This window comes from Amycolatopsis suaedae, assembly GCF_004214935.1.
GTDB classification, from domain to species: Bacteria; Actinomycetota; Actinomycetes; order Mycobacteriales; family Pseudonocardiaceae; genus Amycolatopsis; species Amycolatopsis suaedae.
Map to the genome: position 1 here is coordinate 141379 of NZ_SFCC01000020.1, position 14034 is coordinate 155412.

Genomic DNA, 14034 nt, shown 5'->3' on the forward strand with positions numbered 1-14034 from the left:
GCCTAGTCGGCGCCCGTCCGGGCCAGCCGCGACGGCCACCACACCCGCCTGCCGATGTCCACGCTCAGCGCGGGCACCAGCAGCGAGCGCACGATGAGCGTGTCGAGCAGCACACCGAACGCGACGATGAACGCGATCTGGGCGAGGAACAGGATCGGCAGCACGGCCAGCGCGGCGAACGTCGCCGCCAGCACGACCCCGGCCGACGTGATCACCCCGCCGGTGAGCGACAGGCCACGCAGCGTGCCCTCGCGGGTGCCGTGCCGCAGTGCCTCCTCGCGGACGCGGGTCATCAGGAAGATGTTGTAGTCGATCCCCAGCGCCACCAGGAACACGAACCCGAACAACGGAACGGCCGGATCGGCGCCGGGGAAGCCGAGCAGGTCGTTGAACACCAGCGCCGACACGCCCATGGTGGCGGCGAACGACAGCACGACGGTGGCGATCAGCAGCAACGGCGCGAGCAGTGACCGCAGCAGCAGCGCCAGCACAGCGAAGATCACCACCAGCACGATCGGGATGATCACCGCCCGGTCGCGGGCGGAGGTGTCCTGGGTGTCCAGCTGCACGGCCGTCGGCCCGCCGACCTTCGCCTGCGCGCCGGGCACGTCGTGCACGACGTCGCGGATGCGCCGCACCGTCTCCCTGGCCTCGCCGGAGTCGGCGGGATCGGTGAGGACGACGTCGATCTGCACCAGGCCGTCGATCATCTGCCTGCCGCCACCCAGGGTCGCCTGCGCGACGCCGGGCATGCGGACGGCGTCCACCACCTGGTCGGCCTTGTCCGCGGCGGCGATGATGACCGTCGGCGAGCCCGCGCCGCCGGGGAAGTGCCGGGACAGCACCTGCTGGCCGGCGACCGAGTCGACGTCGGTGAGGAAGACGTCGGACTGGTTGGTGCCGTCGGCCTTGAGCTGCGGCACGAACGCCACGCCGAGCAGCAGGATCAGCGTGGTGCCGAACCAGACGGCCCTCGGCCGCCTGCCGACCGCCGCGGCCACCCGGCCCCACAGCCCGGAGCGTTCGGGGTGCGCCGAGCCCGGTTTCGGGGAGAACGGCCAGAACGCCGCCCTGCCGAGCAGGACCAGGACGGCCGGCAGGAACGTGGTCGACGCCAGCAGGGCCGCGCCGATGCCGATGGCCGCGACCGGGCCGAGGCTCTGGTTGGAGTTGAGGTCGCTGAACAGCAGGCAGAGCACGCCGAGGATGACGGTGCCAGCCGATGCGGCGACCGGCTCGATCGTGGCGCGCCAGGCGATGCGCAGCGCGGTGTGCCGGTCCTCGGTGTCGCGTAGCTGCTCGCGGAACCGGGACACCAGCAGCAGCGCGTAGTCGGTCGCGGCGCCGAAGACGAGGATGAACAGGATGCCCTGGCTCTGGCCGTTGAGTTCGAGCGCGCCGGAGTCGGCGAGCAGGTAGACCACGAGGCTGGCCAGGCCGAGCGCGAACACGGCACTGAGCAGCACGGCCACCGGCAGCAGCGGGCTGCGGTAGACCAGTACCAGGATGAGCGCGACGACCCCACCCGCGACCAGGAGCAGCAGTCCGTCCACGCCGCTGAACGCCTCGACCAGGTCGGCGATCTGCCCGGCTGGTCCGGTGACCAGCACCGTCAGGCCGTCGGGTGCGCCGGCCAGTGCCGCGCGGACCTCGTCGACGGTGTCGGCGGGATTGCCGTTGGCGGCGATGGGGACGACCAGTTGCAGTGCCTGACCGTCCGGGGAGGTGACCGGCTGCACCGGCGGCGCGGCCACCCCGGGGATGCCTGCCAGCGCGTCGGCCCGTTCGGTGAGGAACGTCTCGTCGGCCGGGGTGACGCCACCGGACCGTTCGGCGACGGCGATGGCAGGGATCGCCTGGCTGCCCGCGAACCGTCGCTGCAGCTCACCGACCTCGGTGGCCTCCGCCGAGGCTGGCAGGAACGCGGCGCTGTCGTTCTCGGCGACGTCGCTGAGCTTGCCGGCGAACGGCCCGCCGACGGCCCCGACCGCGAGCCAGACGAGCAGCAGCAACGCGGGCACCAGCCAGCGCGACGTCCGCCGGGGTGGCTTCGGTTCCGGGGTGGGTGTGGTCGGGGCCACTGCCGGCTGGAAGTACATCGGGTCCATTATGAGGGGTCACCGGAGGCGAACGAGGGAGTTGCCAGACCATGAGCTTGAGCGCCGGACCCGATCCGCACGACTTCCTCGATCTGGACAGCCAGCTGTCCGGCGACGAGCGCGACATCCGCGACGCGGTGCGGGACTTCGCGGCCGAGCAGCTGGCGCCACACGTCGCCGACTGGTACGAGACCGGGACGCTGCCCGCTGCCGAGCTGGCGAAGGGGTTCGGCGGGATCGGGCTGCTCGGCATGCACCTGGAGGGCTACGGCTGCGCGGGCACCAGCGCGGTCGCGTACGGCATCGCCTGCCGCGAGCTGGAAGCGATCGACTCCGGCCTGCGCAGCTTCGTGTCGGTGCAGGGCTCGCTGGCGATGTACGCCATCCACCGCTGGGGCTCGGAGGAGCAGAAGCGGCAGTGGCTGCCCGCGATGGCGTCGGGCGAGAAGCTGGGTTGCTTCGGGCTGACCGAGCCGGACGCGGGCAGCGATCCGGCCAGCATGCGCACCCGGGCGGTGCGGGACGGGTCGGACTGGGTGCTGACCGGCACGAAGATGTGGATCACCAACGGCACGGTGGCCGACGTCGCCGTGGTCTGGGCGCGTACCGACGAGGGCGTGCGTGGCTTCGTGGTGCCGACCGGCACGCCGGGGTTCACCGCCAACGAGGTCAAGCACAAGCTGTCGCTGCGGGCGTCGCTGACCGCCGAGCTGGTGCTCGACGGGGTGCGGCTGCCCGCCGACGCGGCGCTGCCGGACGTGACCGGACTGCGCGGACCGTTGTCCTGCCTGAACGAGGCCCGGTTCGGGATCCTGTTCGGCGTGGTCGGCGCGGCGCGGGCGTGTTACGAGTCGGCGCGGGAGTACACGCTGAGCCGCGAGCAGTTCGGCAAGCCGCTGGCCGCGTTCCAGCTCACCCAGCGCAAGCTGGCCGACCTGCTGGTGGAGGTGAACCGGGCCGGGCTGGTGGCGATGCAGATCGGCAGGCTGAAGGACGCCGGGGCGTTGCACCACAACCACGTCAGCTTCGGCAAGCTGGCCAACGTGCGCTCGGCGCTGGACGTCGCCCGGACGGCCCGCTCGATGCTGGGCGCGAACGGGATCTCGCTGGAGTATCCCGTGATGCGGCACATGGCCAACCTGGAGACCGTGCTCACCTACGAGGGCACCGAGGAGATGCACGCGCTGTCGCTGGGCCAGGCCGTCACCGGCATCCCGGCGTTCCGCTAGCCACGAGTCGTACGTTCCGGCGCGCGAGTCGTACGTTCTGACGGCCGAGTTGTACGTTCCGGCGTGCACGAACGGTCCGCTCGCGCGGCGGGAATCGCGAACTCGCGCGTGGGAACCTACGACTCGCGCGGGAGAACGTACGACTCGCGCGGGGCTACAGGCCCGCCAGCAGGTCCTTCTCGGTGACGCCGGGGCCCTCGCCCTCGCGGATGAACCACTCGACGCCGAACTGGGCCGCGAACGCCTCGTCGGGCAGGGCGAGGAAGAACGAGTCCTCGGCGATCTGGCTGGCGTGTGCCCGCATGGCGGCACGCTTGGCCGGCAGGTACTCGGCGACGTCGACCCGCGCGGTCAGCTCCGCCTCCGGCTTGCCGATCTCCATCTCCAGCAGCTCGTCGGGGAACTCCTCGCCTGCCGCGGCGGCCGCCTCCAGATGCCGCCGCATGTCGTCGCGGTTCTGCGTGGCCTGGTAGACGCGAGGCGTCCCGGCCAGCTCGGCCGCGCGACGGCCGACGCGGTGCACCTGGATGTGGTCCGGGTGGCCGTACCCGCCGTTGTCGTCGTAGATGGTGAGGACCTCGGCGTTCTCCTCACGCAGGATCTCGGCCAGCCGCTGCGCCGCTTCCTCCACCGGCGCGGTCCAGAACGTGCCGGGCGCGTCGTTGGTCGGCTCCCCCATCATCCCGGAGTCGGTGTAGCCGAGGAACTCCACGCGCTGGGCGCCCAGCACCTCCGCGGCCGCGTGGGTCTCGGCCACCCGCCGCTGCCACAACTGCTCGCCGTCGGCGAGGAACCCGTCCGGCACCTCCCCCAGCTCACCCCTCGTCGCCACCACCAGCACCACGCGGTGCCCCTCGTCGGCGGCCTTGCGCATGACGCCACCGCACAGGATGCACTCGTCGTCGGGGTGGGCGTGGAACGTCACCATCGTTGCCATGACGCCACAGTAGCCACGCCCACCGACAGTCAGCGGGCCGCGCGCAGGTCGTGTTCCACCCGCTCGGCGTCACGGTCCTCGACGGGCGGCCACGGTCCCGTACCGAGGGGCCGCACACGGTTGCGCTGGAGTCCGTAGGCGACGAGCACCAGCAGGAGCAACGGAATCAACCAGGTCATCATGGCAGAAATCTTCGCAACATAGACTTTCTGCCACGAGTGGCGGATCCGCCCTTGTTCCACAAAATCCCGCCACGTACGCTGGCCGGCATGCTGCGTTCGGTCGCCGTCGTGTTGATGGACGATGTCGCGCCCTTCGAACTGGGCGTGCTGTGTGAGGTCTTCGGCGTCGACCGGGTGGACGACGGTGTGCCGCCTATCGACTACCGGGTCTGCGGCGAGCACCCCGGGGTGCCGCTGCCCGCCAGCGTCGGCATGTCGGTCACGCCGCCGCTCGGCCTCGACGCCCTCGACGGCGCCGACCTGATCGCCGTACCCGCGACGACGGTCCGCGACGAGTACCCGCCCGCGATCGTCGACGCCCTGCGGGCCGCCCACGCCCGTGGCGCCACGCTGCTGTCGGTCTGCAGCGGGGTCTTCGTGCTCGGCGCGGCGGGCCTGCTCGACGGCAGGCGCTGCACGATGCACTGGCGCCAGGCCACCCGGTTCGCCGAGCGCTTTCCCACCGTGGCACTGGATCCCGACGTGCTCTTCGTCGACGACGGCGACATCGTCACCAGCGCGGGCACCGCGTCGGGCATCGACGCCTGCCTGCACCTGGTCCGCCGCGAGCTGGGTTCGGCGGCGGCCAACGTCATCGCCCGCCGCATGGTGGTGCCGCCGCAGCGCGAGGGCGGTCAGCGCCAGTTCGTCGAACTGCCCATCCCGGAGTGCTCGGGCGAGAGCATGCAGCCGGTGCTGGACTGGCTGCTCGGCAACCTCGCCGGCGAGCACACGGTCCCCGAACTGGCCAGGCGCGCCAACATGTCCGAGCGCACGTTCGCCCGCCGGTTCGCCGCGGAGACCGGCACGACACCGGCCCGCTGGCTGGCGACGCAGCGCGTACTGCACGCACGCCGCCTGCTGGAGGACACCACGCTGAGCATGGAACAGGTCGCCGCCGAGGCGGGGTTCGGCAGCGCGGCCCTGCTGCGGCACCACTTCCAGCGCGTCGTCGGCGTCACGCCGAGCGACTACCGCCGCACGTTCGCCCTGCCCGCCACGTAGGCGTACATCCGCCCGGGGCTCGGCTGGTCCGGCGGCTCCAGGAAGCCCGGCAGCGGCGGCAGGTCGACCGCGAACGGCTGCAGCGCGTCGAACAGCTCCGTGGCGCTGGCGGGACGCGCGGCCGGGTCCTTGGCCAGCACCCGCTCCAGCAGCGCCGCCAGCCCGTCCGGCACGCCGGGCACCGGGTCGGGCGGCCGGTTGACCTGCTGGTCGAACACGGCGTACGCGGTCGGTCCGGCGAACAGCTGACGCCCGGTGAGCATCTCGTGCAGCACGCACCCCAGCGCGTACAGGTCGCTGCGCGGGCCCGCCGCACCACGCTGGATCTGCTCGGGCGCCATGTACGCCGGGGTGCCGAGCAGCTGCCCGGCCCTGGTGAACTGCGCGACGTCGGCCTCCCGCAGCAGCGCGAGCCCGAAGTCGAGCACCTTCACACTGCCGTCGGGACAGAGCATCAGGTTGGTGGGCTTGAGATCGCGGTGGCAGATGTCCAGCGCGTGGGCCGCGGACAGGACGGCGCAGGCCTGCGCGGCGACGCTGGCCGCCCACGGCACCGGCAGCGGGCCGTACTCCCCGACCAGATCGGCGATCGTGACCCCGTCGATGAACTGGATGACCTGGAACAGCCGGTGGTCGGTGCGGCCGAAGTCGTAGAGCACCGGCGCGCCGGGGTGCTCCAGGCGCGCCAGGATGCGGGCCTCCCTGGTGAACCGCCGTTCCAGCTCGTCGTCCGGCCCGCCGGGCAGGCGCAGGAACTTGACGGCCACCCGCCGGTCGAGATGCCGGTCGTGGCCGCGGTGCACCGCTCCCATCCCGCCCTGGCCGAGCGGCAGCTCGTCGAGCTCGTACCGATCGGCGATGAGCACGGACCCCTCCTACAGCTCGGGCTCGAGGCGGCCGTCGGCCAGCCCGGCGAAGCCTAACCGGACCAGTGTCTCGCCCAGCGCGGCGGCGTCGCCCAGCTCGCGTTCCAGCTCGGACAGCCTGCGAAACGCCGCGCCGAGCCGTCGTTGCCGCTCCGGCGGCAGCCGGGGGACCTGGGTACGCCGGACGTCCACCCTGGTCGAACCGGTCGCCGCCCGTTCCAGGCCGGCCCGCAGCACACCGGCGAGGAAGTCCGGGTCGAGCCGGTCCGGGTCGGTGCTGCGCACCTCGCCGTCGACCAGCGTCACCAGACCGGCCTTGAGCAGGTCGGCGACGCTGCTGACCGGCCACTCGGCCGGTGCCGTCGCCACCCGGACCGCGGGCGCGGCCAGCGACAACGCGCCGAAGCCGTCCCTGGCCGCCGCGAAGGCCGCGGCGTCGTCGGAACGCCGGTACCGTGCCGGGCTGAGGTCGACGTCGTCGTCGAGCAGGTCGACGATCGGCACCCCGAGCGCCCGGTCCCACGGCCGCAGCGAGTCCAGTGTGGACTGTTCGGTTTCCAGCAGCAGCACGGTGGAGGGCGTCCGGTCACCCGGCGCCGGGCGGCGCAGCAACCACAGGTCCCTGCCCTGCTCCGGCAGGGTCAGCACGGCATGCAGTGTCCCGGTACGCAGCAGGTTCGCCCGGATGCGCCTGCCCGGCCTGCGGCCGGCCGCCGCGGCGGGCATGAGCACGGCCACCCGCCCGCCGGGTCGCACGTGGGCGAGGCAGTGCTGGACCCAGGCCAGCTCCGGTTCACCACGCGGCGGCAGGCCGTACTCCCAGCGCGGGTCGCCGACCAGGTCGTCGTAACCCCACGCCCGGTCGCCGAACGGCGGATCACACACCACCGCGTCGGCCTGCCTGCCGCCGAACCCGTTGTCCCGCAGGGAGTCCCCGGCCACCACCCGGGCCGCTATCCCATGCAGCCGCAGGCGTACGCGGGTGATCCCGGCCGCCGCGGGGTCGGCCTCCTGCGCCCACACCCGGGCCAGCGGCGCGGCAAGCGGCAGCGTGCCCAGCCCGCAGGCCGGGTCGAACAACACGGTGCCGGGACCCGCGCCGACCAGCCGGGTCATCACGGCGGCCAGCTCAGGCGGGGTGATCGAGATCCGCCGGGAGTGTGCCTGCAGGTAGCGGTCGCAGAGGAACTCGAACGCCGCCCGCTCGCCGCGTTCGGCCGCCAGCTCGGCGAGATCCGCGTCGGCCACGCCGTCGATCAGCCGGGCACCCGCGGCCGCGACGAGCCCGCCGAGGTCGAGATCGTCCCCGGACGCCCGCAGCCGCTGCCACACCCGGTCGGCGAGCGACACCCGGTCGAGCTTTCCGTTACGGCGCAACCACAGCTCGACCTCGCCGAGCGAGAACAGCGGGCTGGACGCCGTGCCGCCCACCGGGCGGGGGAAGTCCGAGTGCCGCCGGCGCCAGTTGCTGACCGCGGCGCGGCCGACGTCGACCAGCCGCGCGATGTCCCCCGCGTTCACCAGGGAGTCGTCGGTCATGTTTCGGAGCATAATGCACAGCCAACCATCTTGTGAACTCACTTCACAGGTGGTCTACTGGAGGCATGACACACGTGCTGCGCACCGCGGTCGTCACCGACGTCGGCCGGCGCCGACGCGACAACGAGGACACGGCCTACGTCGGCGAGCGGCTCCAGGCGGTGGCCGACGGCATGGGCGGGCACGCGGGTGGCGAGGTGGCCAGCGGGATCGCCATCGCCGTTCTGTCCGAACTGGACGGACACGACGGTGCCGACCCGGCCGCCGCGCTCACCGAGGCGGTGGCCGAGATCGGGCGCAGGCTGGACGAACAGGCCCCGGCGGGCGCCGGGACCACGCTCACCGCCCTGCTCTGGTCCGGGCCGCGGTTCGTGCTCGCCCACCTCGGCGACTCACGGTGCTACCGGCTGCGCGACGGCGACCTCGAACAGCTCAGCCGGGACCACACGCTGGTCCAGGACCTGCTCGACGAGGGCCGCATCACGGCGGAGGAGGCCTTCCACCACCCCCGCCGGGCGATCCTGGTGCGCGCACTGCAGGCCGGCTCGGCCTCCGAACCCGACCTGCTGCACGACGAGGCCGTGCCAGGCGACCGGTACCTGCTGTGCTCGGACGGGCTGACCGACGTCGTGCCCGACACCGAGATCGTCGGCCCGCTCGCCGGTGAGGACGACCCCGAGGCCGCCGCGCGCAGGCTCGTCGAGCTGGCCAACGACGGCGGCGGACCGGACAACATCACCTGCGTCGTGATCGACTACGAGGGCTGAGCCACATCACAGCTCTACCTAGGTCTAAGTTCGGGTAGCCTGACGCCGTGACCAGGCTCGCCGACCATCTCAGCATCGGACAGGTGTCCGAGCGCAGCGGGGTTCCGCACACCGCGCTGCGGTTCTACGAGGACAGGGGACTGATCTCCTCCGAGCGTTCCGCGGGCAACCAGCGCCGCTACTCCCGGTCCGTGCTGCGCCGCATCGCGTTCATCCGCGCCGGCCAGCGGGTCGGCCTGAGCCTGGAGCAGATCCGCGACGCACTGGCGACACTGCCCAGCGACCACGCGCCGACCAAGGCCGACTGGACGCGGCTGTCGCGGAACTGGCAGGACGAGCTGGATGCCCGCATCGACGCACTGCAGCGGCTGCGCGACCGCCTCACCGGATGTGTCGGCTGCGGCTGCCTCTCGCTGCGGGTCTGCGGGCTGTACAACACCGACGACAGGGCCGCGGCCTTCGGTTCCGGAGCCCGCGGCCTCAAGCCGTCGATGGAAGGTGGCGACTAGCCGAACTGGCCGACTTTGTAGTCCCCCGCGGGCTGCTGCAGCACGACGTTGAGCCGGTTGAAGGTGTTGATCAGTGCGATGCTCGCGGTCAGCGCACCGAGTTGCTCCTCGTCGAAGTGCTTGGCCGCGTTCGCCCACACCTCGTCGCTGACGCCGCCCGCGGCGTCAGCGATCCGGGTGGCCACCTCGGTCAGCTCCAGCGCCGCCCGCTCGGCCTCGGTGAACACCGTGGCCTCCCGCCAGGTGGCGACCAGGTTGATCCGGACCGAGCTCTCCCCGTGGTGCGCGGCCTCCTTGGTGTGCATGTCGGTGCAGAAGGCGCAACCGTTGATCTGGCTCGCGCGGATCTCCACCAGGTGCCGCACCTCGATCGGCAGCGACGACTCGGCGACGGGCTGACCGGCCGCGACGATGCGCTTGACGACCTCGCTCAGCACGGGGTTCTCGAAGAGGTTCAGTCGAGCGTCCATTGTGAACTCCTTGCGATCGTTGGTGTGTCTCTACCTCCTTGACACGGTGGATCGCGGGAGTGTGACCGGCGGCGGGTGTGATCCAGGTCTCTATGCCGCCACCAGCCCGGCGAGCATCGCGGCGAACGACGCCACCACCGCGACCGTGCGGATCAGGTTCCAGCGCACCCAGCGCGGTTCGTAGGCCGCCCGCACCTCGGCGGGACGCTCGGGCTCACCGGCGGCGTCGAGCTGGTTGTTCAGCGGGACGTTGATCGCGGCGGTGATCACGACGAGGACGAGGTAGAGCACCGCCCCGGCCAGCAGCCACGGCAGCTCGGCGGTACCCCAGCGCAGCACCACGGCGAGGACGTCGAGGATCAGCGCGCCCAGGTAGACGCCGAGGAACCAGGGGTTGAGGATCTTGCGGTTGATCCACTGCATCACCTGGACGAACGAGCGGTCGTCGCTGTGCCGCAGGCCCGGCATGACCGAGCAGGAGAACGCGAAGAACAACCCCGCGGACAGGCCGGTGGTCAGCGTGGCGATCACCAGCACGGCACTGTGCAGCCCGGACATGGTCGGCTCCCTCGGTTCGCGGTCCGGCGCCCAGTGCGCCCGGACCGGAACCGAGTCAACAACACGGCGGCGAGACGGTCCATGGCCGAACCGCTCGATGCCATAATCCAGACGCTACGACCCCGTCAGCTCAGCAGCCAGACCACGCCGCCGCCGATGGCGAGTGCCGCGGCGACGGCGAGCAGGACGGAGATGACCCGCGCGGTCTTCCAGGTGCTGTACACGCCACCGGCGAGGAACCCGGCCAGCGCCAGCAGGCCGATGGCCACCAGCTCCTTCGACATCGCTAGAGGACACCCTTCGTCGACGGAACGCCTGCCGCCCTCGGGTCGGCCTCGGTGGCCGCCCGCAGCGCCCTGGCCACCGCCTTGTACTGCGCCTCGGCGATGTGGTGCGGGTCGCGCCCGTGCAGCACCCGCACGTGCAGCGCGATCTGCGCGTGGAACGACAGCGAGTCGAACACGTGCCGGGTCAGCACGAACGGGTAGTTGCCGCCGATGGTGAACGCGTTGAACTGCTCGGGCTCGCCGAGGTGCACGCAGAACGGCCTGCCGGAGACGTCGACGGCGGCATGCGCCAGCGTCTCGTCCATCGGGATGAACGCGTCGCCGAAGCGGCGGATGCCCTTCTTGTCACCCAGCGCCTGCCGGATGGCCTGGCCGAGCACGATCGCGGTGTCCTCGACGGTGTGGTGGGCGTCGATGTGGACGTCGCCGGTCGCCTCCACCTTGAGGTCCAGCGACCCGTGCACGCCGAACGCGTGCAGCATGTGGTCGTAGAACGGCACGCCGGTGGAAACCTCCACCTCACCGGTGCCGTCGAGGTCCAGCTGGACCGAGATGGACGACTCCCTGGTGGTCCGGTCCACCTTGCCGACGCGGCTCATCCGCGCACCTCCGTGCTCGCTACGTCCTTGGACACCTCGAGGAACGTATCGTTCTCCTCCGGTGTCCCGACGGTCACCCTCAGGTGCCCTTCGATTCCGACATCCCTGATCAGCACACCCGCGTCCAGATAGGACTGCCACACCGCCCTGGCGTGGGCGAACCGTCCGAAGAGGATGAAGTTCGCGTCGCTGGGTACCGGGGTGAACCCGAACCCGGCCAGCGCCTCGGCGACCCGGTCCCGCTCGGCGGCCAGCTTCGCGACGCTGGCCAGCGTCGCCTCCGCGTGCCGCACGGCGGCCCGTGCCGCGGCCTGAGTGAGCAGGGACAGGTGGTAGGGCAGGCGGACCAGCTGCAGGGCGTCCACCACGGCCGGTGCGGCGGCGAGGTAGCCCAGCCTGCCGCCGGCGAACGCGAACGCCTTGCTCATCGTGCGGGACACGATCAGCTTCGCCGGGTAACGCTCCAGCAGCGTGACCGCGCTGGGCCGCGACGAGAACTCGGCGTAGGCCTCGTCGACGACGACGATCCCCGGGGCGGCCCGCAGCACCTTCTCCAGCTCCGGCAGCGGGATCGAGCCACCGGTCGGGTTGTTCGGGCTGGTCAGGAACACCACGTCCGGCGCCGCCTCGGTGACGATCCGGGCCGCGGCCTCGGTGTCCAGGCTGAAGTCCGCGCGCCGCGGCGCCGGTACCCAGTCGGTGCGCGTGCCGGCCGCGATGATCGGGTGCATGGAGTACGACGGCTCGAACCCCAGCGCCGTCCGGCCGGGACCGCCAAACGCCTGCAGGATCTGCTGCAGCACCTCGTTGGAACCGTTGGCGGCCCACAGGTTCCGCTCGGTCAGCGCGACCCCGGTCGAGCCGGCGAGGTAGGCGGCCAGGTCCTGCCGCAGCGCGACCGCGTCCCGGTCGGGGTAACGGTGCAGGCCGGCGGCCACCTCGCGGACGGCCTCGGTCACGTCGGCGACCAGCTCGGCGGGCGGCGGGTACGGGTTCTCGTTGGTGTTGAGCCGGACCGGCACCTCCAGCTGCGGCGCGCCGTACGGCGTGCGGCCGCGCAGGTCCTCGCGTAGCGGCAGGTCGGCGAGTGTCACGGCGTCCATCAGGCACCTCCGAAGCGGGCCGTCACGGCCTCGCCGTGGGCGGGCAGGTCCTCGGCGTCGGCCAGCGCGACCACCTTGTCCGCGACCGCCCGCAGCGCGGTCTCGTCGTAGGACACGACGTGGATTCCGCGCAGGAAGCTCTGCACCGACAGCCCGGACGAGTGCCGCGCGCAGCCGCCGGTGGGCAGCACGTGGTTCGACCCGGCGCAGTAGTCGCCCAGCGACACGGGCGAGTACGGGCCGACGAACACGGCGCCCGCGTTGCGTACCCGCTCGGCGACCCGGGCGGCGTCGGCGGTCTGGATCTCCAGGTGCTCGGCGGCGTAGGCGTTCACCACCCGCAGTCCGTCGTCCACAGTGGACACCAGCAGGATGCCGGACTGCCTGCCGCGCAACGCCTCGGTGACGCGCTCGGTGTGCTTGGTCTGCTTCACCCGGTGCACCAGCTCGGCGTCGACGGCGTCGGCCAGCTCCTCCGAGGTGGTGACCAGCACGCTGGCCGCCAGCGTGTCGTGCTCGGCCTGGCTGACCAGGTCGGCGGCGACGTGGCCGGGGTCGGCGGTCTCGTCGGCGAGGATGGCGATCTCGGTGGGACCGGCCTCGGAGTCGATCCCGATCAGGCCACGCAGCAGGCGCTTGGCCGCGGTGAGGTAGATGTTGCCGGGGCCGGTGACCATGTCCACCGGGGTCAGCTCGGCGCCGTCGGTGTCGGTGCCGCCGTAGGCCAGCAACGCGACCGCCTGCGCCCCGCCGACGGCCCACACCTCGTCGACACCGAGCAGCGCGGCGGCGGCCAGGATCGTCGGGTGCGGCAGTCCGCCGAACTCCGCCTGCGGCGGTGAGCAGACCACCAGCGTGTCGACGCCTGCCTGCTGCGCGGGCACGACGTTCATCACCACCGTGGACGGGTACACGGCCAGCCCGCCCGGCGCGTACAGCCCGACCCGCTCGACCGGCACCCAGCGCTCGGTGACCGTGCCGCCGTCGGCGACGGTCGTGGTGACGTCGGTGCGCCGCTGGTCGGCGTGCACCCTGCGGGCCCGCTCGATGGACTCCTCCAGCGCCTCGCGCACGGCCGGGTCCAGCTCGTCCAGCGCCCGGGTCAGCTCGGCGGGCTCGACGCGGATCCGGCCGGGCCGTACCCGGTCGAACCGCTCGGTGTACTCCAGGACCGCCTCGACGCCGCGGTCACGAACCGCGTCGACGACCGGCCGGACCTGATGCAGGACCGCGTCCACGTCGACCTCGGCGCGCGGCAGGGTGGCGCGCAGCTCGGCGGCGGACGGGATACGACCACGCAGGTCGGCACGGTTCAGCATGCCTCAAGGGTAACGAGCGGCCCGGCCGGAGCTGCCCGGCGGCCCGGCACACGTGATGCCGTGAAGGGGGCCCTCACGGCGTCTGATGCCGTGAGGGCCCCCTTCACGGCATGCTTGCCACGGACACGTGGGCGGATAGCCCGTCGTTCGGTGTGAAGGCCGAGTTTCTGTCGTCTCACGTGATGAAGGTGGCCTTCACGAACATCCCGTCCTGGGGTCGCGGCCTCACCAGTCACACCCGACCCAGCAGACCCAGCAGCCACCACGAAAGAGACCCGGCAACCTCCCCCAATGGGGATTTTTCATCCTGATTGTGCTGGTCAGTGCGGTGACATTCGCGGTAACCGTTGCGCGGGAACGGGGTGGAGGGGTGTCAGCGGTGCTCGCTGGAACGAGGTGGAGCCCTCAGATGTTGATCAAGATGTGACCCAAGATCAGCACTCTGAGGGCTCCGGCCCCACTGTCTACCAGAGCGCCCTGCCGGTATCGAAGTCCACCATCGAGTTTGTCACCGGTCTGATCAGGC

15 protein-coding genes are annotated in these 14034 nt (G+C 71.9%); 4 read left to right on the forward strand and 11 right to left on the reverse strand.

Translation table 11 applies throughout. The features are described 5' to 3' along the window. Positions 1 to 2: 2 nt before the first annotated feature. Positions 3 to 2099, reverse strand: coding sequence for an MMPL family transporter (locus EWH70_RS31850; RefSeq protein WP_130479283.1), 2097 nt, complete (start codon positions 2097 to 2099; stop codon positions 3 to 5). A 56-nt stretch (positions 2100 to 2155) separates the two neighbouring features. On the opposite strand from EWH70_RS31850, the gene EWH70_RS31855 reads away from it, so the two are divergent. Beyond that, positions 2156 to 3328, forward strand: coding sequence for an acyl-CoA dehydrogenase family protein (locus EWH70_RS31855; RefSeq protein ID WP_130479303.1), 1173 nt, complete (start codon positions 2156 to 2158; stop codon positions 3326 to 3328). Between the two features lie 154 nt (positions 3329 to 3482). On the opposite strand, the gene EWH70_RS31860 is transcribed toward EWH70_RS31855, so the two are convergent. Together EWH70_RS31860 and EWH70_RS35665 are read right to left on the reverse strand one after the other, a co-directional pair. After that, complete coding sequence (locus EWH70_RS31860) at positions 3483 to 4265, reverse strand: PIG-L family deacetylase (RefSeq protein WP_130479284.1); 783 nt, start codon at positions 4263 to 4265, stop codon at positions 3483 to 3485. Positions 4266 to 4294: 29 nt separating this feature from the next. Then, complete coding sequence (locus EWH70_RS35665) at positions 4295 to 4447, reverse strand: hypothetical protein (protein WP_165436500.1); 153 nt, start codon at positions 4445 to 4447, stop codon at positions 4295 to 4297. A gap of 87 nt (positions 4448 to 4534) precedes the next feature. Here EWH70_RS35665 and EWH70_RS31865 point away from each other — a divergent pair, with 87 nt between their 5' ends. After that, positions 4535 to 5491 carry a GlxA family transcriptional regulator gene (locus tag EWH70_RS31865; RefSeq protein WP_130479285.1) on the forward strand — a complete coding sequence of 319 codons (957 nt, stop codon included), beginning with the start codon at positions 4535 to 4537 and terminating at the stop codon, positions 5489 to 5491. On the opposite strand, the gene EWH70_RS31870 is transcribed toward EWH70_RS31865, so the two are convergent. Further along, positions 5458 to 6357 (reverse strand): serine/threonine-protein kinase, encoded by a 900-nt coding sequence (locus tag EWH70_RS31870; protein ID WP_130479286.1) that lies wholly within the window; start codon positions 6355 to 6357, stop codon positions 5458 to 5460. The genes EWH70_RS31865 and EWH70_RS31870 overlap by 34 nt on opposite strands. Before the next feature lie 9 nt (positions 6358 to 6366). Next, complete coding sequence (locus EWH70_RS31875; protein WP_130479287.1) at positions 6367 to 7896, reverse strand: N-6 DNA methylase; 1530 nt, start codon at positions 7894 to 7896, stop codon at positions 6367 to 6369. Positions 7897 to 7961: 65 nt separating this feature from the next. On the opposite strand from EWH70_RS31875, the gene EWH70_RS31880 reads away from it, so the two are divergent. Next, entirely contained in the window at positions 7962 to 8663 is a 702-nt protein-coding gene (locus EWH70_RS31880; protein WP_130479288.1) for a PP2C family protein-serine/threonine phosphatase, read from the forward strand. A 47-nt stretch (positions 8664 to 8710) separates the two neighbouring features. Then, entirely contained in the window at positions 8711 to 9172 is a 462-nt protein-coding gene (gene soxR, locus EWH70_RS31885; RefSeq protein ID WP_130479289.1) for a redox-sensitive transcriptional activator SoxR, read from the forward strand. Here soxR and EWH70_RS31890 read toward each other — a convergent pair. The 6 genes from EWH70_RS31890 to hisD form a co-directional block, all read right to left on the reverse strand. Next, positions 9169 to 9642, reverse strand: coding sequence for a carboxymuconolactone decarboxylase family protein (locus EWH70_RS31890; protein WP_130479290.1), 474 nt, complete (start codon positions 9640 to 9642; stop codon positions 9169 to 9171). The two genes, soxR and EWH70_RS31890, sit on opposite strands and share 4 nt — an antisense overlap. Positions 9643 to 9732: 90 nt before the next feature. Beyond that, positions 9733 to 10200 carry an anthrone oxygenase family protein gene (locus EWH70_RS31895; RefSeq protein WP_130479291.1) on the reverse strand — a complete coding sequence of 156 codons (468 nt, stop codon included), beginning with the start codon at positions 10198 to 10200 and terminating at the stop codon, positions 9733 to 9735. Positions 10201 to 10325: 125 nt separating this feature from the next. Beyond that, a complete protein-coding gene (locus tag EWH70_RS35670; protein ID WP_165436501.1) occupies positions 10326 to 10484 on the reverse strand; it encodes a hypothetical protein in 159 nt (52 codons plus the stop codon). Positions 10485 to 10486: 2 nt separating this feature from the next. Continuing rightward, on the reverse strand, positions 10487 to 11086 hold the full coding sequence (gene hisB / locus EWH70_RS31900) for an imidazoleglycerol-phosphate dehydratase HisB (RefSeq protein ID WP_130479292.1): 600 nt from the start codon (positions 11084 to 11086) through the stop codon (positions 10487 to 10489). Then, positions 11083 to 12189, reverse strand: a complete 1107-nt coding sequence (locus EWH70_RS31905) for a histidinol-phosphate transaminase (protein ID WP_130479293.1) — start codon at positions 12187 to 12189, stop codon at positions 11083 to 11085. Before EWH70_RS31905 ends, hisB begins: the two co-directional genes overlap by 4 nt. Next, a complete protein-coding gene (gene hisD, locus EWH70_RS31910) occupies positions 12189 to 13508 on the reverse strand; it encodes a histidinol dehydrogenase (protein WP_130479294.1) in 1320 nt (439 codons plus the stop codon). The genes EWH70_RS31905 and hisD overlap by 1 nt, the downstream gene beginning before the upstream one ends. Positions 13509 to 14034 lie beyond the last annotated feature (526 nt).

Coding starts and splice junctions, on each gene's coding strand:
- EWH70_RS31850 (WP_130479283.1), bottom strand. CDS start 2,099: ATGTACTTCCAGCCGGCAGTGGCCCCGACCACACCCACCCCGGAACCG.
- EWH70_RS31860 (WP_130479284.1), bottom strand. CDS start 4,265: ATGGCAACGATGGTGACGTTCCACGCCCACCCCGACGACGAGTGCATC.
- EWH70_RS35665 (WP_165436500.1), bottom strand. CDS start 4,447: ATGATGACCTGGTTGATTCCGTTGCTCCTGCTGGTGCTCGTCGCCTAC.
- EWH70_RS31865 (WP_130479285.1), top strand. CDS start 4,535: ATGCTGCGTTCGGTCGCCGTCGTGTTGATGGACGATGTCGCGCCCTTC.
- EWH70_RS31875 (WP_130479287.1), bottom strand. CDS start 7,896: ATGACCGACGACTCCCTGGTGAACGCGGGGGACATCGCGCGGCTGGTC.
- EWH70_RS31880 (WP_130479288.1), top strand. CDS start 7,962: ATGACACACGTGCTGCGCACCGCGGTCGTCACCGACGTCGGCCGGCGC.
- EWH70_RS31890 (WP_130479290.1), bottom strand. CDS start 9,642: ATGGACGCTCGACTGAACCTCTTCGAGAACCCCGTGCTGAGCGAGGTC.
- EWH70_RS31895 (WP_130479291.1), bottom strand. CDS start 10,200: ATGTCCGGGCTGCACAGTGCCGTGCTGGTGATCGCCACGCTGACCACC.
- EWH70_RS35670 (WP_165436501.1), bottom strand. CDS start 10,484: ATGTCGAAGGAGCTGGTGGCCATCGGCCTGCTGGCGCTGGCCGGGTTC.
- hisB (WP_130479292.1), bottom strand. CDS start 11,086: ATGAGCCGCGTCGGCAAGGTGGACCGGACCACCAGGGAGTCGTCCATC.
- EWH70_RS31905 (WP_130479293.1), bottom strand. CDS start 12,189: ATGGACGCCGTGACACTCGCCGACCTGCCGCTACGCGAGGACCTGCGC.
- hisD (WP_130479294.1), bottom strand. CDS start 13,508: ATGCTGAACCGTGCCGACCTGCGTGGTCGTATCCCGTCCGCCGCCGAG.